Genomic DNA, 19,665 nt, shown 5'->3' with positions numbered 1-19,665 from the left:
CCTTTAATAGTTTGACATTTAAATTTTAAGTACGGACTTGGACATATGTTGAGAGAAAGAGAATATGAATATACAACAATAATCTTGTTAAAGAGGCGACAATACATTAACTAGTTAGGAGAAATGATCGATGGAATTCGAACTGGGCAGCATTTTGAAACTAGTAAAACGTAGGCTGCTGTTCATTATTGTATTATGTATCGCTGCAGTCGGGCTCGCTGGTAGTGTTAGCTATTATGTTTTACAGCCGAAATACGAGGCGACAGCTTCTATACTTATTCAAGGAGACAGGCAGCAGAAAGCAATTAATGACATTATGGCCGGACAAAAACTGGTAACCACTTACGGGGAGATCATTCGAAGCAGCAGGATAGCGGAAGAGGTTGTCAGAAAGCTGCAGCTAAAAATGACAGCGGAAGAGTTACTCAAAAATGTGAAGACAAGAACCAATAGTGAATCACTCGTAACAACGGTAATTGTGACCAATTCAAAAGCTCAACGGGCAACAGATATCGCGAATGGCTTCGGAGAAGCCTTTAATGCGAATATTCAATCGATTATGGGAGTGGAGAATGTTGTATTTCTCGACCGTGCCAAGGTTCCTTCTGATCCTGTCTCACCTAAGCCGGTCTTCAATATGGCTGTTGCCTTCGGATTGGCGCTGATTACCGGGATCGCAATCTCTATCCTCCGGGAAATGATGGAGAAACCCGTGAGAAGTGCCAAAGATATTCAGCTTGATTTGCAGCTTCCGCTTCTGGGAACCGTGGGCAAATTGAAGCCACGTAAACGGCGGAATAAAGCGAAAACCAAATCAGCAGAAGGAGCCACAAGTTATGAAGAAGAAAACGCCAAAATTATATTGCCTGGAACAACCGAAGTCATCTAACGGAGATCAATTCCGAAGCATACGCTCCAATATTCGTTATACCCGCGTTGGTGGAGAGATCCGCTCTTTATTAGTCACAAGCTCGCTTCCGGATGAAGGGAAATCAACGGTAGCGATAAACCTGGCGATTGCCATGGCAGAAGCTGGTAAGACAGTTCTACTCATTGATGGGGATCTACGTACGCCAACGGTGCATAAGGCATTTGATCTGCCTAATTGGATCGGGCTTAGCAGTATCTTAGTGGATCATACCCGCTTAGAGGATTGCATTATTTCTATTGAGGAAGCAGAAGGTTTGTCTGTATTGACCTCTGGTCCGATTTCACCAAATCCCGCTGAATTACTAGGCTCTGAAGGAATGAAGCGATTATTTACAGAGCTGAGCGTGCGTTTTGATACGATTGTCATCGACTCATCCTCTGTATTAATGCCATTTTCGGATGCCCTTATTTTGGCAACGATGACTGAGGGGGTATTGCTAGTTGTGAAATCCGGAAAAGTACTCTTAAAGCACACGAGTTCTGCCAAGCACTTGCTAGAGCAGCAGGGAGCACATTTGCTGGGAGCCGTATTGAATTATCGGAAAAAGAGCAGGCGTTCCAAGATTCGCGGTGAAGATTTTGCCGAGTGGGCCTCTTCTTCAGGAATGGTCTGACGTCTATGTCATTTGCTTCTCTTCGTTATTTGCTCGGGAATATCACTTACGCTGGTGCTCAGTTTGTGATTGTGATCCTGCTGAATAAATTCGGGTCATCGGCAATCGTGGGGCAATATTCGCTAGGGCTTGCAGTTACTGCTCCGATCTTTATGCTGTCGCATCTACATCTTCGTTCCGTATTAATCGTTGATTCATCGGGGAAATACAGTTTTGGAGACTTTCTGGGCTTACGGCTGATAACAACCGCCCTTGCGTTTACGATTACCGCAGGTTTTTGCATAATGAGTGGTTTGGATTGGAATACAGCATTGGTTATTTTCTTCATCGGTCTGTATAGAATCGTTGAATCAATCAGTGATATTTTATTAGGCATCGTTCAAAAGGAGGAGAGATTAGATCAAATCTCAATCTCCAGAATGGCAAAAGGGTTATTCTCCATTCTAATCTTCATCCTCGTATTTATCCCTACACAGAGCCTTATTCTTGCCTTGTTAGTCATGATTATCGGATGGTTAGCGATAACGATTGGATATGATGCTCGTAAAGCGAGAATATACACTTCTCTCAGGCCACTCTTCAACAAAAGAAGCCTATGGAGTTTACTGATCGTCAGTTCACCGCTAGGCGTGGTGTTGGCGTTGATGTCGTTAAATACGAATATCCCATTATACGCGATTTCCTATTTTAAAGGGGAGCATGACTTAGGTATTTATGCTTCACTCTCATATATGATTGTTGCCTGTAATGTTGTCGTCACCGCACTTGGTGAAGCCATAACACCACGTCTTGCCAGGTGGCATTCAGCCGGGAGACACAAGGAGTTTGTCACTTTACTCAGCCGAATGATAGCGATGGGTTTGGGTTTTAGTTCGGTCGCTTGTTTGATAGGGTGGTTGTTTGGACACAAGCTGTTAACCTTATTATTCAGTTCAGACGTGGCAGGAGAGTTAGGGTTGTTTCAATGGCTGCTGGCGTCCACCATGCTGGTATTTATTTCATCCTACCTGTGGTACGCCATAACGGCTACCGGAAGGTACAAAGCCCAGATTCCATTGTTTCTATGCACAGCATTCACTAATGGCTTATGTTGTCTGATCTTCGTACCTCATTACGGGGTAGTAGGTGCTGCGATGGGAGCTAGTTCGTCGTTATTTGTACAGATGATTGGCAGTGTAGTTGTGCTGTATCGTGTCATCGGAAAGGTAAGAAATCGGGAACAGTCGGAAGCGGCAGCATAAGTTCTTTGTTTTATAGGAAAGTAGGAAAGTAGGAAAGTAGGAAAGTAGGAACTTGTATGACATCTGTATCTGTTGTAGGGAAGCCCTACACCATGCATAATTTATTTCTGTTTGCGGTCATGGGGTATATCATATGCCTTCCGGCACAGTTTGATTTTGGTGGAGCCTTCCGTATCGCCCCGTCGGATCTCTTCTTAATGTTAGGTTTGTTTGCCGCTGGATTCCATCTCAAATTGGACCGGAGGATATTCAGTTCATGGCATTGGGGCATGTTGTTCATTTTTGTTCTAGCTTCCTTTGTATCCATTTGGCGCAACGGCTTCATAACCCAATACGCCTTACTGCAAAAAGATATTGGATTCATACTCCTATTGTTGACCTACATCATGCTTGTGCAAGCCGTAGATAGCTGGGAACGGTTATATAAGATGCTCCGATTTTTCCTGATCAGTGTGCTGCTCTTAAATGGTGTTGCCCTATTCGCTTTTTTCAGCGGAGTAAAGGTTCCGTTTATGGTGCAAGACGGGCGGTTGTCCGGCATGTTAATTGATCCCAATGCATACGGGGGATTGCTGGTGACGGCTTTTGCCATTCATATCATGACGAGTGGGGAGAAGATAAAGCTGCTGCGGGGATGGGTCAGCATACTAGCGACGATAAGCTTAGCCGGGGGCATTATGATGACTTTCTCGCGCTCGTCTTGGATTGGTCTCTTCCTTGTATTACTTACACTTTTGATTACCAAACCTTCCAGACTGATCAAGATCGGTATGGGGTTTGGTGTGGCTTTTATAGCTCTGCTGCTGTATAAAGGCACCGCTTATCTAAATGTGCTGGAGTCTATGTCCAGCAGACCTTCCCAGATCCAGTCGCGTCTTGACATCATTGACAAAGCGGTGGATTGGATCGCACAAAGTCCATTATTAGGCATTGGGCTTGGTTCCTATAATTACGAACTGCGCATTATTATCCACAACACGCCAATATGGTTTTTGACTGAATTCGGCTTATTGGGCTTGATTGTATATGGAGGATTTATGATTTGGTTCTTCATTGTGGGTATCCGTTCTTATCGTGCAGCAGATTCCATTCATAGGCCAATTATTATGGCATTGCTGTTGTCCCATGCGGCGATGATTGGGTTATCGATGGGTATTGAGGCGTTATTCCAGCGGTATTGGTGGTTCATGATGGCGATGAACGGAGCTTGCATCCGGTTAACAGACAAAAACCTGAAAGGAGAGATGCCCTATCGAACCCAACACGTTGAACGGTCAACTGGGCGCAAGCTTCGACAACGAGCAGAGCAACCTCAATAAAAGCTCAAGTAAGGACATCGGGAGTATTCCAGCTGAGGGTGGCTTACAAGCAAAGGTTGCTTTTGTAGCCTCCATATATGGGCATTTCGAGAGTTTTCATTTACCTTACATGGTGTTATTGCTGCAAAAAGGGTGTGAAGTCCATGCTTACGCTCAGCCGGGCGAAGCCAGACAGCGCTTGGAACAGCGGGGAATTGTATGTCACGACGTACCTATACAACGAAGTCCTTTACAGTTGAAGAATTGGACGGCTCTGCGGATCTTAACGAAAAGCTTCCAAGCGGAAAAATTTCAGTTCGTCCATGTACATACACCAGTGGCTTCGATTCTCGGACGGATTGCAGCCCATAGAGCAGGTGTCCCTAGCGTATTGTATACAGCTCATGGTTTTCATTTTTTTAAAGGTGCTCCTTTTCTGAACTGGATGCTTTATTATCCGTTGGAGTATTTGATGGCACGTTGGACGGATGTACTGATCACCATTAATAGTGAAGATTATGAGCGTGCTCAGAAATTCCCTGTCCGAAAAAAAGTAACTTATGTGAGCGGAGTCGGGCTTGATCTTCAGGTATACGGTAGCGGTGAGGGGGATAATGAAATTGCAAAAATGATGGGGGAAAGTCGTTACCAGCTATTTGATTTACCTAAGAGTGACAATGATAATCCTTCATTCGTTGTTCTCTGCGTCGCTGAGTTAAATGCTAACAAGAACCAAAAACAGTTGATCGAAGCACTACATCATTTGGGTGATCAAGCAAGCGATATTCATCTAGCATTCGCAGGTACAGGTCCTTTCGAGCAAACCTTTATAGAACTTGCTACACGGTTAGGGGTTAGGGAACAGGTACATTTTCTGGGGTTTCGAAGAGATATACCGGATTTGCTACAAGCGTGTGATGTTGCGGCACTCGTGTCCTATCGTGAGGGGTTACCCCGGGCGATTATGGAGGCGATGGCAGCAGGCAAACCCGTGATCGGCACACATATTCGGGGCATTCGCGATTTGATTGAGCATGAGTCAACGGGCATGTTGGTTCCAGTAGATGATATTGCCGCTACGGCAAAAGCACTGGTTCAACTGAGAGCGGACGCAGCTTTGACCGCAGCAATGGGTAAGGCGAACAAGGACAGGATTATTCGCTATGGATTGCCAGCGGTGCTTCGTGAAATGGACTCGATTTATATAGAAGCGCTGAAAGAACCAGGGATAAAGCCATTTCCGTCTGAATTACAAACGGGTCTGACAGCAGATAGATAATTCATTCTCACATATACGACAACAAACGAATAAACGAATAATTAGTTAATTAGGGAGAAAGAAGTGATGAAAATGCGGATCGTACGTTTAGTCATGTTGGATGCGGGAATTATAGCGGCTTCAGTGTGGCTTGTGTTTTTACTTCGGTTTGATTTTCAAATCCCTGAGCAGTACATGTGGATGCTTCCGTGGGCGATACTCATTCACATTATGGTGTACGCAGCGTTCTCATTTGGATTCAAGGTGTATAACAATATTTGGCGATACACCGGTATAGGTGAGTTATTGCAGCTGCTAAAAGTGAGTGCTTTAACACTCTGCGGAGTGGTCGCTGTCAATGTATCTGCGCATGTATTCGTCCCTTCCTATCGATTGCCGATTTCGATTTATTTTGCAGCGGGTTACGTATTTCTCGGCATTGCCGGCTTACGTTTAGTTAACCGCCTCATCAACGATAGATTCGAAACACTGGGAACAAAGGGTTCATCCGAAGGCAATCTGCTAATTGTTGGGGCGGGAAAAGCAGGCATCCTCGTTACCAAAGATATCAAGCATTCAAGATTTAAATTCATGAACCCAGTTGCCTTCATAGATGATGATATCTCAAAGCGCAAGCTGGAGCTTATGGGGTTGCCGATAGTCGGTAACCGTAACTTCATTCCCCAGGCAGTCGAGGAGCTGGACATTTCGTTCATTATCATCGCTTTGCCTACGGCTCCTCAAAAGGAATTACTGGAGATCATCGAAATCTGCAAATCTACCAAAGCTCAGATCAAGTTAATGCCTAGTATGACCGATATTTTGGACGGGAAAATGGCCATTAACATGATCCGTGAAGTATCCGTAAATGATTTGCTGGGGAGAAGCCCCGTAGAAATTAATACGGAAGAGATTCGTGAGAATCTGGGAAGCGAGTGTATTCTCATCACGGGTGCAGGCGGTTCAATTGGTTCGGAATTATGCCGGCAATTGGCTGCGTATCGTCCGAAGGAAATGCTGCTTTTGGGGCATGGAGAAAATAGCATTTATCTTATTGAACAAGAGTTGCGGCAGTTATATCCCGATCAGATCATTCATCCCATTATAGCGGACATTCAGGATGTATCGCGGATCGATAACGTTTTTCAAAAGTTCCGCCCCTCCATTGTGTATCATGCCGCTGCTCACAAGCATGTTCCTCTTATGGAGATGAATCCAGTAGAGGCAGTTAAAAATAATGTGATCGGCACAAGGAATGTAGCGGAAGCGAGTGCTAAATATGGCGCTAAACGGTTCATCCTCATCTCATCGGATAAGGCGGTTAATCCTACCAGTGTTATGGGGGCCACGAAACGAGCTGCGGAAATGATCATTAATGATCAGAATTCCTTAAGTAAGACGGTTTTTGCCGCTGTACGTTTTGGTAATGTGCTGGGCAGTCGGGGCAGTGTCATTCCGTTATTCAAAAGACAAATCGAAAACGGCGGCCCGGTGACGGTTACACATATGGATATGGTGCGTTACTTCATGACGATACCCGAAGCGGTACAGTTGGTTATTCAAGCAAGTGTGCTGGCACAAGGGGGAGAAGTGTTTGTGCTGGATATGGGTAAGCCAGTTCGTATATACGATCTAGCGAGGGATTTAATCCGCTTGTCGGGTCTCGAGCCTGACAAAGATATTCCCATTGTGGTCACTGGCATTCGTCCTGGAGAAAAATTGTTTGAGGAGCTTTTGACTGAAGAAGAAGGGTTATTGGTCACTAACAACTACCGTATTATGATTAGCCGCCCGCAAAGTGTCTCCAGATCTGAACTGAATTTGGTGTTGGGGGTTCTGGAGAACCTGTGCAAACGGTATGAACTGATGCCAAGCAGTCATCAGATCAAAAAACTGCTAAAGCAGCTAATTCCAAGCTATTCGGGTTTTCAGGAAGAACCGCAGGTGGGCACACATGATCTTGAACGCATTAAATCCGAAGTTCATGCGGGAATCTGACCTATGAAGTCGACTAAGCATTCATGGATGACAAGATTATGGGGCAAGCGCGACAAGGCAATTACAGGTAAACGTTCATGCATGCGGCGGGTGGGACGATACAGCCTGATTGTTATTCTTGTTGTGGTTGTAGTTGGGGGGATCTGGATTGGAGGGATATTGAATCCAGAGCATCGTTTTAATAAGGCGATTCTTAACCCCTTGACGATCCCTAGCTCTAATGTGGTTACGGACAATGAAGCGATGGTGCAATCGCTCAGCACACCAGCCCCACAAGCTCAAACGGATGAGCTTACCCTTACAACGTCTACACAGACTCCAACTGCGGCGATATCCCCAGCAGATAAGAAAAGCTCATCCTTTAATGTAGTGCTAATTGGAACAGACACTTGGGGGGGAGAAAGCTCGCGGGCAGATACGATCATGGTTGCCCATGTGATGCCGGATCAACGGAAGGTGAATATCGTATCTGTGCCGCGGGACACGCGGGTTTATGTGCAGAATGTCGGTTATACCAAGATCAATCATGCACATATCGTTGGTGAAACAAAGGGTGGGAATCAGCAGGGTACGCTGACACTGATTCAAGCCGTTAGTGATTTTATGAATATTCCTATTCATTACTACATCAAGACGAACTTCTCCGGTGTTCGTGATTTCATCGATTCGATCGGCGGGATCGATATGCTAATTGATCAGGATGTGACCATCACTCCGGAGATCACCATCAAGAAAGGTGAGCAGCATCTGGATGGTGCCCACACGCTTTATTTAGCAAGGGAGCGCTACTCGACTCCGGAGGGTGACTTTAGCCGCCAACGGGAGCAATTCAATATCGTTCGGGCTGTAGCCAAAAAGCTATTAAGTCCGGAGCATATTCCTGATCTAGCTGGACTGCTACTGCGTGAAAAGAAAGACATTATTGATACGAGTTTTAGTGACAGTGATTTGATGAGCTTAGCTTGGCTATTCAAGGGAATGGATTCCGCGGATTTTGCTTACGAACAGATTCCTGGCCATAACAGCTCTGCTCTAGATCCGCTCGTCCGAACCAAAGTGTATTATTGGAGTGCAAATCCGGAAGAGGTAAAGTCACTTACAGAACGTCTTTTTACGGAATAAGAGAAAGGCGGGGGAAAGACTACCATGTATCGCCATATGAAGCGGGGCTTCGATTTGGTGGGAGCGATCGTTATGTTAGGTGTGTTTAGTCCGGTCATGGCTGTGGTGGCGTTGCTGCTTCGGATAAAGCTGGGAAGTCCTATTTTGTTCAAGCAGCAGCGGCCGGGAATGGGAGAAAGACCCTTCTACATCTACAAGTTCCGAACCATGGCTGAAATGTATGATGCGCAGGGCCAGCCGTTATCGGATGCTCGGCGTTATATCAAATTCGGCGGATTGATTCGAAAGCTGAGTCTGGATGAGCTCCCGCAATTAGTAAATGTTGTGAAGGGAGAAATGAGTCTGATCGGACCAAGACCTTTGCTCATCCGTTACAGCCCGCATTACTCTGAACGGGAGCGGCTGCGATTTACTGTAAGACCCGGAATAACGGGATTGGCGCAGGTATCTGGACGTAATACTTCGGAGTGGAAACAGCGGCTCTCCTATGACGTTACCTATGTTGAGAAGCTAAGCTTTAGATTAGATGCGTTGATCTTATGCAAAACTGTGCTGAAGGTGATCCGCCAAGATGACGTTGTGGCCAATCCGGGTGAGCATAGTCTGCCGCTCGATGAGTACAGAATGAACCAAAAGGAGGGGTCGGCATGAATTTGCGGTTTAGTCCGCTTCAGGAAGATGATATTCACCTTGCATGCCGGCTCTTACAGAGCAACTTGCCAGAGTCGGTCTACAATCAAACCATATTCGCCTGTGGCGGTTATCCCGAATATTTGAAAGCAGCATGTAAATGCGGAAGCCATTCAGCAACACTGCTGATTGGTGCCTATTCTGAAGAGCTTCTTATTGGATTCGCTGAATGGCGAAGAATGGAGCAGATGCTGGTTCTGAATAACTTGAATGTGGACGCAGCTTATCGAAAAGATGGCATCGGCGGCAAGCTTATGGCGTACGGGGAGACATTAGCCCAAAAGGATGGCATTTCGAAGCTGGCACTTGATGTATTTTCGTGGAATGAGCAAGCTCATGCTTGGTATTTGCGGCTTGGTTTTGCAGAGGAAGGCCGGACTTACTGGTATGTAAGAGATTTGGCTCCATCGATTGATAGGGATAGAGAAGCATTGGCGTACATCATAGATGATTATCCGATGGCAGAGGCACATCATCAAAAGTATGGATTCTCTTCTCTTAAGATTAGAACGAAGGAAGAGACTTCAGTTGTGGGCCGGTTAGGTGAACAGTATTATCGTATCCAACTGCAAAGTGGAGGGTGGAGTGGCTGCAATCTTTTGACAGACGTATTAATGGATTTAGACCGGGAGAAAAGGCTGCTGTTGCTTTCTTCAGATGCTTATTTGCGTGAGCGAGACCCCGGGCTAATCTTAAGCACTGAAAGTATACGTATGATCAAACTATTGGAGAATCAAGAGGTGTTGTATGAGTAACTTCATCGTGTTAGGCAGCTCTAGTTCAGCGGAATGGGATGCCTATTTGAACCAGCTAGAGACGAAGGATATCTATTTCTCCTCAGCGTTTTTTCGGCTGTTTGAGGATGGAGAGCATCAGCAGGCAGAGCTGTTTGTTTTTAAGCAGGGAGACCAGCTCATAGTTTATCCTTACTTACTTCGTTCCATAAGCCATCTTCCTGCCGTAATCCAACTGGGGCTTGAAGGCGATTGGTACGACATTAGTACACCCTATGGATACGGGGGACCGATATCGAATCTCCCTCCGGGAGCCGAACGAAGTGAGCTGTACCGGCAATTCAGTGAAACGTTCACGGATTACTGTAGAGAGAAAAAGATCATGACCGAGTTTGTAAGATTTCATCCCTTAATTGGCAACGCTACGGAATATCAAAGTGGTCTGACCACCGAATGGAATAGGAATACAATTTATATTGATTTGACTGTGGGTTCGGAGTCAGAGCTCATCCGGCATTATGGCAGCAATCATAAACGGAATATTCATAAATTAAAGTCCGCACCCTTTACGATTCGAAACTCGAATCTGAAGGATCGTATTGAGTCCTTCAGTGAATTGTATTACGGAACACTAAACGATTTACAGGCGGATTCTTTTTATTATTTTCCCAAAAAATTTATAGAAGATACTAGTCATCTACTTGAGGGGAGAGTAGAGCTATTCGAAGCTATGGATGGGGAGAAAACGGTGGCGACCAGCATCGTGTTACATGAACGACCGTGGATGCATTATCACCTATGTGGTTGGGATCGCGCCTATCTGCAGTGGTCACCTACCAAATTGCTAATACACGCAGCAGCCAAGTGGGGGATGGAAAATGGCTTTGAATGTTTTCATCTTGGCGGGGGATATAAGGGGAATGACGACTTATTTCAATTCAAGCATAGATTCGCGACACAACTGGAACCCCTTGACTATTACTTAGGTAAACGAATTTTTTTCCCAGAGTTGTATGAGCGGATCATATCCTTTTGTGACACCAGAATATCAGGAAATTACTTTCCGCTCTATCGGCATCCAGATCTCGATATGATATGTATTCCATCTGAAGAAATCGGGCCAAATGGAGAAAGGAGCTTCGCATGAGCATTCGTCAAACGAGCATTCTGCCACGAATCTTGTTATCCCCGCCGCATATTAGTGGACGTGAGCAGGTCTACATGGAGGAGGCGATACACTCTGGTTGGATTGCTCCTATTGGTCCGCAAGTTGATGCGTTCGAGCGGGAGATGGCCGCCTACACAGGATCAAAGGGTGCACTAGCGTTAAGCTCTGGCACGGCGGCGATTCATCTCGCACTTCGTCTAGCCGGTGTCACACAAGGAGATTACGTGATCTGTTCTACGCTCACGTTCGTTGCTAGCGCCAATCCTATTTTATATTTGGGGGCCACCCCCGTATTTGTCGATTCAGAGCCTGAGACCTGGAACATGTGTCCGCTAGCTTTTCAGCGGGCCTGCCAAGCTTTGAATGACAAAGGACTGCTGCCAAAAGCGGCTGTTGTCGTCAATTTATACGGACAAAGTGCAGACATGGCGCCCATTGTAGAAATAGCTGACCGATATGGAATTACCTTGATTGAAGATGCTGCCGAATCACTAGGTGCTTTCTATCAAGGCAAGGCCAGCGGAACCTGGGGCCGATTCGGAATCTATTCTTTCAACGGAAATAAGATTATTACGACGTCAGGTGGGGGCATGCTCGTATCCGACGATACCGAAGCCTTAGATCAAGCGCGCTTCTGGTCTACGCAAGCCCGAGACACTGCCCCTCATTATCAACATTCCGAAATGGGATACAACTATCGGTTAAGCAACCTGTTGGCAGCCATAGGACGCGGTCAATTAGAACTGCTTGAAGAGCGAGTAGAGCGTCGCAGATCTATTGGCCGGCGATATAGGGAACGGTTAGGTTCCATACCGGGTCTTCATTTTATGCCGGAAGCGCGCAATTGTCGCAGCACGCACTGGTTGAGTGCGCTGACCATCGATGAAGAAGTGGCGGGGTTCTCTTCACAACAACTCCTGTCATGTCTGGAACAGCACAATATCGAAGCTAGACCTGTATGGAAACCGCTGCATTTACAACCCTTGTTCGAGAGCAATTACTACTATCCTTACAGTGAGGAATACAGTGTATCGGATAAATTATTTTCAACAGGTGTCTGCCTGCCTTCTGGAAGCTCTTTATCGGATGAGGATTTGGAACGTGTCGTTTATGCGATAGAGACATGTAACCAATACCGTTGATTCATCTTATTTAGCCTTCCATCCGCTGGCAGCTGATCCGCTTTCCTTCACATACAAAGTGGCTTGTGCCGTGCCATCCGTTCGCATGGCCAGACTGCCAACTGGGGCGGTTACGACTCCCTCGGGCGAACCCTCTACTATGAACACCGCGGGCAACACTGCCCCGCCAGTGAGGCGAATGGCCCGTTTGAAGTTACCGTAGGTCGAGAACCATTCAGGGAGCGAATATGGATTATACAAGGTTCCTAGTGATGTGCCTTGCATGCCGATTAGTGTTTCGAATTCTAGAATTCGCTTTACCTTCACTGCTCGGGTATCAAACACCGCTACATTATTGAGGCGCAGAGACGGTTTGGCTGCACCGTAAGAAGAGACTAGCACTACCTGATTGGTTCCGCTATTGCGGACGATCATATTGTCGACAGTAGCCATCGCGTCAGACTCCGTTGTGAATAAATGCAAGGTATTGCCCGTTAAATCCTGTGCATCTATCGTCCCCACATAAAGATCTCCTCCGTCGATTCGGACACCACTTGCTAAGGTGGAACCCGAACCGTACATTCCTAACGAACCGATATGCAATCTTGGTTTACCTCCGGCAGCATTAAACGCTGCATAGATCGCAGGGCCCCCGATGCCATCGAACTTGGCGCTAGCGATATCAATAAATTGTGAATAGATCGTCTGTAGACCGAAGTTAGCTTTATGATCGGTGGAACGGATAGCCAAATGATTGATTTTCAGCGTCAGTCCATAGGACAGTAAGGCTGGACTTACCGATCCGCTTACACGCATATCTAGTGAACCGATGTCGAGTGTCCAGAGTCTAGCGATAGCATCTGTAAGCCCAGCTGATAGGTCGTTACCGAAACCTATGGTAGTCAAGGAGTCGAATCGCTGATAAAAGCTGCGCGTTCCTTTAAAGACATCGGGTTCAAGATCGAGAGAGTTAGCACCAGTAAAACCAGGCGCGCCACCGCGGCTATTATTCAGAACCGCTCTGTTGACATGAAGCTGGTCTACAAAATGGACCACAAAGTTCTTTCGTCCAGCAGTCTCACAGCGTGCATATCCGATGTGCACATTAACGGAGGGGATTTCTTCTGTCCCCCCAATGAAGATATTATCCCCATAGCAATCGTGAGAGTACACTGACTCTATCGTTATATTTTGCGAAGAAGAAATGAACAAGCCGTGAAGCTGATCGTTGACGGCTGTTTTAACAGTCGATGCACTTCCATCAATTTCAAGGGTGCCCGCGATTGTGATATTTGAGGCATTTAAGATTACTAGAACCCTAGTGTCTGAGGGTGGGTTCGGGGCAAGCACAAGTTTGGAGCCGGCTTCAAAGCTTAAATTCGTTTTGGACGGAATTCGAAGACACCACCAGTCGAGGACGGAGGGGTTACGCATGCGTCCCGAAGATACCTTATATACACCTGGAGGAAAGATTACTACTTTGTTTTTGGCGTTTCCCGCATTGATAGCATTTTGAATCGCTACTGTATCGTCCTTGATACCGTTTCCTACAGCGCCGTACGATCGGACGTTCACATAACCGTTAGTCTCAGGGTCTAATTTAATAGATGTGACCGCACCATCAGAAAGGATGGACGTAGTCACCGAGCTGTCTGGAATAGGGGCAGTAGCCATATACTTCACTCCTTTATCCTTTGATTTTGTATTTTATGTGAATTTTTCGGGGAATGCACGGTACAAAGATCACTCTTAGCGGGCGAAAGGAGTTTTTTATTTTGAAGGTATTGGTAACTGGGGGGTTAGGCTTTATTGGATCCCATGTGGTTGATCGGCTAATAAAAAAGGGCATAGAAACTGTGATTGTAGATAATGTATCCGGAGCCTCCGGTCTGACTTATATGAATCCTGCTGCGGTTCTGTATAAGTACGATATTCGGGATGAGACTTTGCATGAGGTGTTTAACCTTGAAAAGCCAAATGCAGTCATTCATCTGGCTGCACAGATCGACGTCAGAGAATCACAGCGGAACCCGTTATTTGATGCGAATGTGAATATTGTTGGCACGCTGAATGTACTGCGCATGTGCGAGATCCATCAGGTTCAAAAGCTAGTTTATGCCTCGTCGGCAGCGGTTTATGGGAACCCGGAATATTTGAGCATTGATGAGCAGCATCCCTTAAATCCCGAGTCCTGCTATGGTGTATCCAAAAGTGTACCAGAGTCATATATTCGGATGTTTGCCAGCTTACATGGGCTGAAATATACGATTCTGCGTCTCGCTAATGTATATGGGCCAAGGCAAAGTTCGCATGGAGAAGCTGGCGTTGTCTCCGTTTTTCTGGATCGTATAAAGCAAGGGAAGGATCTCGTTATCTATGGGGACGGTGAGCAGACTAGAGATTTCGTCTATGTGGAGGATGTGGCGCAAGCGTTTGTTGACGCGGTTCAGACCGAAGGCAGGGTGAATAATGAGACGATGAATATTAGCTGCGGAATACCAACCTCGATAAATACGATGGTTCGGATGTTAAGCGACATCACGGGTGGTGATTTCCTGACAACCTATGCGGAGCCCCGTCCGGGGGATATTCTCCATAGCTACTTAAACAATCAAAAAGCCCAGGAATTATTGTCTTGGTTCCCTAACCATAACTTTCATACCGGGCTGGAAAAAACAATTACTGACCGCTTAAGTGTAGGAAGCGCAGTAGATCATTAAAAGCACCCATTGAAAGGGGCACTCCGCATGGAACGCAAAATGAACTCGGAAATGTTCGTTCTTCGTAGTGTAGCCTGCTTAAGTATAGCCCTGCTGCATGCTCTTTATCGGGTTTATGACGATGGAAATACACCTTGGGTAGAGTCGGTGGGTTTACTGCTAACGTTTGGCACACCTGTATTCGTATTTATCTCCCAATTCGTGTTGTCATTTGCCTATCCCAATGAAATTCCAGCGAGATTTTGGGAGAAAAGAATCAAGTATATTTTATTGCCTTACTTTTTTTTCGGGACCTTGTACGCAGGACTAAAAGGATTGGAGCTGTCGAGTAGTGACGGCATTCCTTTGCTGCAGGCTTTTTGGTATTACCTCTGGCGTCATTTGCTGATTGGAGATTTCCATGGCTATTTTATACTGATTATCTTTCAGTTTTATGCTTTATTCCTCTGGTTTCAGACGTATGCGAAGCGGCTTAACCCCCGCAATATTCTAATCGTATCGTTCCTTATTAACGTTATCTATTTGGGTTTCTTCAACTTTACTACGCCCGCAGATACGGCTGCCGCCCATTATTTCTGGGATAAAATGTACTGGATTTTCGCACCTGGTTGGATTTTTTACTTTACAGTAGCCTATTACCTGGGACGAAATGAGCTGTGGTTCCGGGAAAAATTAAAAAAGTTCCGCATAGCCGTATACACGCTCCCGGTTCTGACAGGTGCGCTAGTGCTGTTCGTGAATAGTCAAGGCTGGATAACGGCGCATAGCTCCAAAAGAATTGATATGCTTCTATTCGCCTTAAGCATGATTTTGCTGCTCTTCTCCGTGGCATCGAAAATGAAGAAAGTGCCACGTGTGCTGGAATGGAGCAGCAGATATTCTTTTGGCATATACTTGCTTCATCCTTTGCTATTGGCTATATTCGTTAAGCTTCCAGCTTCATTTGGGTTGCAAAACCTTGGACTATTTAGTGTTCTGCTACAATTTGTCGGTTGTGTGGTAGGCTCGGCACTTATAATGAATTTAGCGAATCGAATTCCTGGCGGAGCGTATGTATTCGGTCGGATCGGCGTTGGGATAAACCCAAGCAAACCACCGAAATCGCTGGATAAGCCGATAACTCCGAATATTGGGAATGCAAACTAGCTTGGATTTGACCGGCCGCTAATCGTCTGTGTTTAGGTGATTAGTGGTCTTTTTTGTTTTTGTATTATTGCGATTACTTCGCTATTACATCGCGATTACATCTCACTAGCAGCATCCTCTCAATTCTCATTAAAAAAGCAAAATAGTTGTAAAAAGTACAATTAAGCTCTTATGCTCGCAGCTTTGGGGCAGTTTAATTGCATATTTTACAACTATTATTCTAGAATCCCGCCATATTGAGGCAAGTGCTCGTATTTAAGTGTACAGAGTGCAACTAAATCCACAAAGGCTACCTTCAAAGCGTATATAGTTGCACAAAATGCAATTAAACAAACTTCGTCGTTACCACGCCTTAGCTGTACTCTGGCACATAGGCGGTAAAGTCCCAGTATAATTGTTGTATTGTGGTCAGTTCACACGAGGTCTTGTTTGTTCGGACCGTACTGCAGCTATTTTCACTTTTTAGTTCATTTTGCGATAGTTTCGGACTGTATTGCGCTTATTTCCATAAAAACACACATTATGGAAGCTACTTTGCATGAATAGCTGCATCTAAGTCCGATAATTTAGCAATATGAATGAAATTATTAAAATAACGGCTCCTCAGTCCGATCTATAGTGAGGGGGATCTAATTAGATGAACTTCGATTATAGTCGAAGGGACCTAAATTAGTTAGTCTATAATTAGGTAGTCCCTTTATGGTTTTTTACATCCAGAGAATAATGCATCGTGCAGAATATTAGGAGGAAATGAATAGTGGAACTTGGAGTAAGCACATTTGTCGAGACCACACCTGATGTCCAAACGGGTGAGACAATAAGTCATGCAGAACGACTACGTGAAGTAGTGGAGGAAATTGTACTTGCCGAAGAGGTGGGATTAGATGTATACGGAGTAGGTGAGCATCATCGGCATGATTATGCGGCGTCTTCACCTGCGGTTGTACTGGCTGCGGCTGCTTCGTTGACTACTAAGATCCGGTTGAGCAGTGCTGTAATGATTCTGTCTTCAGCCGATCCGGTGCGTGTGTTTCAGGACTTTGCAACGCTGGACGGAATTTCGAACGGACGTGCGGAGATTATGATCGGCCGGGGTTCGTTTACAGAGTCTTTTCCTCTATTCGGATATGATCTGAAGGATTACGAAGAACTGTTTAATGAGAAGCTGGAATTGTTATTAGCCATCCAAAAGTCAGAAAAAGTGACCTGGAAAGGCAAACACCGAGCAGCTATAGAAAATTTGGGGATTTACCCGCGTCCGGTTCAAGATCCTTTACCGATTTGGATCGGGAGTGCAGGAAGTCCAGAGTCTGCGATCCGCACAGGATCACTAGGTTTGCCTTTTGTTTTAGCGATTATAGGGAATGTTCTACCACTGGATTATGCGTCACATGTACAGCTTTACAAAAAAGCAGCAGCTGAAGCCGGGCATGATATTTCAAAATTTCCAATCGCTTCGCATTCACACGGGTTCATAGCGGAGACTAATCAGTTAGCGCTGGAGAAATTTTTTCCTTCAACGCATGCCCGGACCAATGTGCGGGCGAAGGAAAAAGGAACACCTCCGTACCATCGTGCAGATTATGATGCAGCGTGCAGCTTAGATGGCGCCCTTTACGTAGGTGATCCAGAAACTGTCGCTAATAAAATCATTCATCTGCGCAAGCATGTGGGAATTACGCGATTCTTTTTACATGTGCCGCACGGTACTATGCCTCATGAGGATGTTATGCAGGCGATTAGACTGCTGGGCACCGAAGTGGCCCCACGTGTGCGGGAAGAAGTAGCGCGCTGGGAAGCAAGTAACCGGTAATTTAGTAAGCTGCGTCCTTAGGACGTGGCTTTTTTTGTAAGGTATACTGAAGAAATGAATAGCGTTTTATACAGGAGGGGCAATGGAAAAAAATCATTATTTATCTCAATTCAATTTGCTTCAATCGTTAGGACTGGAAGATCTAATTGAAATGGAAGAATTAACGCGAATAACAGTAGTCCCCAAAAATACATATATCCAAACACCGTCAACCTTTTCTGAAGGACTGTTTTTTGTGAAAAAAGGAAAGGTTCGCTTATACCAATTAAACGCAAACGGTAAGCAATTTACATCGGATATCCTCAGTGAGGGTAATGTTTTTGGTGAAATGGGTATGATTTCTTTTGGAACGAAGGAACATTATATTGAAACGATTGAGGAAAGCCATATCTGCACAATTGATCCTGCAAGGTTTGAAGAATTCATCTCTCACCGGCCTAGGTTTATGATGTCATTATTGCAAGTATTGAGCGACCGCATAAAAAGTATGAGTCAGTTAACTCAGAATCTAGCCATCGGAAATCTGCATGATAAAATATTGTGCGTTCTTTTAAAGCTAGCGGATCAGCATGGGGTTGAGCATGAGGATAATTGTTACAAAATTAATGTTCCTCTATCGCATCAAGAAATCGCTAATTTAATTGGAGCCAGCAGAGAAGCTGTAACAGTGGCATTGCAAGAATTGGTGAAAGCGGAGGTTATTCAGACAGGGTTCAGAACTATCTATATCCAGCGAGACAAGATTTTGGAAAGAAATATAACATAGCTATCGAGTTGTAAACGAGATTACAGCTTCATTTTTAGAAACAACGGTATCCTAGCTATGACATGAAGGTGATTTAAGCTTTCAAATCATAGTGAAGGGACGATTTCCATGGAACACAGGAAGGGCGCTCGAAAGGTTACTGAAATTCCCGTTGAGATTGTAGAACTGCTGAATAAAGGATATTTACAGACCGTGAATTTAACGGAATGGCTTGCTGTGGATCATCTTACATTGCTGGAAAATGTACTGAATGAGCTAGGTTTTGAACAGGAAGCTAAACCAATTTTACAAAGGCTGAATGCGTTATCGGAAAAGAAAATCATGAAGCTCATCCCGGTGATTTCACGTGAGTGGCAGCTTCTATTTGACTGTAAATCAGAGCTGGAACGTTCCCGATTATTTGCTGTGTTAGCTCATCATAAATCCGATAGTGTTCGCTGCTGGGCTGCTTATATCGTGGGCCAGAATCATCAATGGAGTCTAGTTCAAAAACTAACAGCAATCCGTCCTTTTGCAGCGGATGGTCATTTTGGGGTGCGTGAGATTTCATGGATGGCTTTAAGGGAATCAGTCATTGCCGAGCTGGATGCTTCCATTGAATTATTAAAGGCTTGGGTTCATGATCAGGACGCAAATATTAGGAGATTTGCGATCGAATTGACGCGTCCACATGGGGTATGGGCAAAGCATATTACAGCACTCAAAGAAAATCCAGCGATTGCCCTTCCGCTATTAAAACCTCTTAACTCTGATCCGGCAAAATACGTTCAGGATTCTGTAAGTAATTGGTTAAATGATGCTAGTAAAAGCCATCCGGCATGGGTACAGCAAATTTGTGACGATTGGTTGTACCTATCAGGTACCAAGGAAACAAAGCGGATTGTAATCCGGGCTACAAGAAGTATTACTGATCAAAAATAAAATAAGTGCATCACTTTAGACTGGATAATCAAACGTCAAACACTATGGGCTAATAAGTGTTGGCGTTTTTTTGTTGTGGAGTTAACTTGGATAATTCAAGAGAAAGACTCCTTCGTGTTTATTAT

17 protein-coding genes are annotated in these 19,665 nt (G+C 45.1%); 16 read left to right on the top strand and 1 reads right to left on the bottom strand.

Going from position 1 to position 19,665, the window contains the following annotated elements:
- Positions 1-130 precede the first annotated feature (130 nt).
- The 11 genes from MHI25_RS18370 to MHI25_RS18320 all read left to right on the top strand — a co-directional run bounded on the left by MHI25_RS18370 (position 131) and on the right by MHI25_RS18320 (position 12,195).
- Entirely contained in the window at positions 131-889 is a 759-nt protein-coding gene (locus MHI25_RS18370; protein WP_076194867.1) for a Wzz/FepE/Etk N-terminal domain-containing protein, read from the top strand.
- On the top strand, positions 837-1,544 hold the full coding sequence (locus MHI25_RS18365; RefSeq protein ID WP_076129750.1) for a CpsD/CapB family tyrosine-protein kinase: 708 nt from the start codon (positions 837-839) through the stop codon (positions 1,542-1,544). The genes MHI25_RS18370 and MHI25_RS18365 overlap by 53 nt, the downstream gene beginning before the upstream one ends.
- Before the next feature lie 5 nt (positions 1,545-1,549).
- Positions 1,550-2,785: an oligosaccharide flippase family protein gene (locus MHI25_RS18360; RefSeq protein WP_340393880.1), complete on the top strand. Its 1,236-nt coding sequence runs from the start codon at positions 1,550-1,552 to the stop codon at positions 2,783-2,785.
- Between the two features lie 56 nt (positions 2,786-2,841).
- Positions 2,842-4,104 (top strand): O-antigen ligase family protein, encoded by a 1,263-nt coding sequence (locus MHI25_RS18355; protein ID WP_340393878.1) that lies wholly within the window; start codon positions 2,842-2,844, stop codon positions 4,102-4,104.
- Positions 4,052-5,362 (top strand): glycosyltransferase family 4 protein, encoded by a 1,311-nt coding sequence (locus tag MHI25_RS18350; protein WP_340393877.1) that lies wholly within the window; start codon positions 4,052-4,054, stop codon positions 5,360-5,362. Before MHI25_RS18355 ends, MHI25_RS18350 begins: the two co-directional genes overlap by 53 nt.
- Positions 5,363-5,428: 66 nt before the next feature.
- Entirely contained in the window at positions 5,429-7,339 is a 1,911-nt protein-coding gene (locus tag MHI25_RS18345) for a nucleoside-diphosphate sugar epimerase/dehydratase (RefSeq protein ID WP_076280229.1), read from the top strand.
- A gap of 27 nt (positions 7,340-7,366) precedes the next feature.
- Positions 7,367-8,461, top strand: a complete 1,095-nt coding sequence (locus MHI25_RS18340) for an LCP family protein (protein ID WP_340393875.1) — start codon at positions 7,367-7,369, stop codon at positions 8,459-8,461.
- 24 nt (positions 8,462-8,485) lie between these two features.
- A complete protein-coding gene (locus MHI25_RS18335) occupies positions 8,486-9,112 on the top strand; it encodes a sugar transferase (RefSeq protein WP_076129746.1) in 627 nt (208 codons plus the stop codon).
- Positions 9,109-9,906 (top strand): GNAT family N-acetyltransferase, encoded by a 798-nt coding sequence (locus MHI25_RS18330; RefSeq protein WP_076214686.1) that lies wholly within the window; start codon positions 9,109-9,111, stop codon positions 9,904-9,906. The genes MHI25_RS18335 and MHI25_RS18330 overlap by 4 nt, the downstream gene beginning before the upstream one ends.
- The gene (locus tag MHI25_RS18325) at positions 9,899-11,032 is read left to right on the top strand and encodes a GNAT family N-acetyltransferase (RefSeq protein WP_076182393.1); all 1,134 of its coding nucleotides are present in this window, start codon (positions 9,899-9,901) and stop codon (positions 11,030-11,032) included. The genes MHI25_RS18330 and MHI25_RS18325 overlap by 8 nt, the downstream gene beginning before the upstream one ends.
- A complete protein-coding gene (locus MHI25_RS18320; protein WP_076194882.1) occupies positions 11,029-12,195 on the top strand; it encodes a DegT/DnrJ/EryC1/StrS family aminotransferase in 1,167 nt (388 codons plus the stop codon). The genes MHI25_RS18325 and MHI25_RS18320 overlap by 4 nt, the downstream gene beginning before the upstream one ends.
- 6 nt (positions 12,196-12,201) lie before the next feature.
- Here MHI25_RS18320 and MHI25_RS18315 read toward each other — a convergent pair whose 3' ends face one another.
- On the bottom strand, positions 12,202-13,848 hold the full coding sequence (locus MHI25_RS18315; RefSeq protein ID WP_339187445.1) for a glycosyl hydrolase family 28-related protein: 1,647 nt from the start codon (positions 13,846-13,848) through the stop codon (positions 12,202-12,204).
- Positions 13,849-13,949: 101 nt separating this feature from the next.
- On the opposite strand from MHI25_RS18315, the gene MHI25_RS18310 reads away from it, so the two are divergent.
- From MHI25_RS18310 to MHI25_RS18290, 5 genes are all read left to right on the top strand, one after another.
- Positions 13,950-14,894: an NAD-dependent epimerase/dehydratase family protein gene (locus tag MHI25_RS18310; protein ID WP_340393872.1), complete on the top strand. Its 945-nt coding sequence runs from the start codon at positions 13,950-13,952 to the stop codon at positions 14,892-14,894.
- Positions 14,895-14,921: 27 nt separating this feature from the next.
- Positions 14,922-16,040 carry an acyltransferase family protein gene (locus MHI25_RS18305; protein WP_076182385.1) on the top strand — a complete coding sequence of 373 codons (1,119 nt, stop codon included), beginning with the start codon at positions 14,922-14,924 and terminating at the stop codon, positions 16,038-16,040.
- 757 nt (positions 16,041-16,797) lie between these two features.
- A complete protein-coding gene (locus tag MHI25_RS18300) occupies positions 16,798-17,853 on the top strand; it encodes an LLM class flavin-dependent oxidoreductase (RefSeq protein ID WP_038571758.1) in 1,056 nt (351 codons plus the stop codon).
- A gap of 82 nt (positions 17,854-17,935) precedes the next feature.
- On the top strand, positions 17,936-18,619 hold the full coding sequence (locus MHI25_RS18295; protein WP_340393868.1) for a Crp/Fnr family transcriptional regulator: 684 nt from the start codon (positions 17,936-17,938) through the stop codon (positions 18,617-18,619).
- 108 nt (positions 18,620-18,727) lie between these two features.
- Positions 18,728-19,540: a DNA alkylation repair protein gene (locus MHI25_RS18290; protein ID WP_340393867.1), complete on the top strand. Its 813-nt coding sequence runs from the start codon at positions 18,728-18,730 to the stop codon at positions 19,538-19,540.
- Positions 19,541-19,665 lie beyond the last annotated feature (125 nt).

Origin of the sequence: Paenibacillus sp. FSL E2-0177, from assembly GCF_037992975.1 — a bacterium.
Taxonomy (GTDB): domain Bacteria; phylum Bacillota; class Bacilli; order Paenibacillales; family Paenibacillaceae; genus Paenibacillus_AQ; species Paenibacillus_AQ odorifer.
Note: the sequence above shows the minus strand (reverse complement) of the source record. Positions and strands in the feature narration are given on the sequence as shown.

What these genes read in the sequence shown, in the direction of transcription:
- MHI25_RS18370 (WP_076194867.1), top strand. Translation starts at nt 131, where the DNA reads ATGGAATTCGAACTGGGCAGCATTTTGAAACTAGTAAAACGTAGGCTG.
- MHI25_RS18365 (WP_076129750.1), top strand. Translation starts at nt 837, where the DNA reads ATGAAGAAGAAAACGCCAAAATTATATTGCCTGGAACAACCGAAGTCA.
- MHI25_RS18360 (WP_340393880.1), top strand. Translation starts at nt 1,550, where the DNA reads ATGTCATTTGCTTCTCTTCGTTATTTGCTCGGGAATATCACTTACGCT.
- MHI25_RS18355 (WP_340393878.1), top strand. Translation starts at nt 2,842, where the DNA reads ATGACATCTGTATCTGTTGTAGGGAAGCCCTACACCATGCATAATTTA.
- MHI25_RS18345 (WP_076280229.1), top strand. Translation starts at nt 5,429, where the DNA reads ATGAAAATGCGGATCGTACGTTTAGTCATGTTGGATGCGGGAATTATA.
- MHI25_RS18340 (WP_340393875.1), top strand. Translation starts at nt 7,367, where the DNA reads ATGACAAGATTATGGGGCAAGCGCGACAAGGCAATTACAGGTAAACGT.
- MHI25_RS18335 (WP_076129746.1), top strand. Translation starts at nt 8,486, where the DNA reads ATGTATCGCCATATGAAGCGGGGCTTCGATTTGGTGGGAGCGATCGTT.
- MHI25_RS18330 (WP_076214686.1), top strand. Translation starts at nt 9,109, where the DNA reads ATGAATTTGCGGTTTAGTCCGCTTCAGGAAGATGATATTCACCTTGCA.
- MHI25_RS18325 (WP_076182393.1), top strand. Translation starts at nt 9,899, where the DNA reads ATGAGTAACTTCATCGTGTTAGGCAGCTCTAGTTCAGCGGAATGGGAT.
- MHI25_RS18320 (WP_076194882.1), top strand. Translation starts at nt 11,029, where the DNA reads ATGAGCATTCGTCAAACGAGCATTCTGCCACGAATCTTGTTATCCCCG.
- MHI25_RS18315 (WP_339187445.1), bottom strand. Translation starts at nt 13,848, where the DNA reads ATGGCTACTGCCCCTATTCCAGACAGCTCGGTGACTACGTCCATCCTT.
- MHI25_RS18305 (WP_076182385.1), top strand. Translation starts at nt 14,922, where the DNA reads ATGGAACGCAAAATGAACTCGGAAATGTTCGTTCTTCGTAGTGTAGCC.
- MHI25_RS18295 (WP_340393868.1), top strand. Translation starts at nt 17,936, where the DNA reads ATGGAAAAAAATCATTATTTATCTCAATTCAATTTGCTTCAATCGTTA.
- MHI25_RS18290 (WP_340393867.1), top strand. Translation starts at nt 18,728, where the DNA reads ATGGAACACAGGAAGGGCGCTCGAAAGGTTACTGAAATTCCCGTTGAG.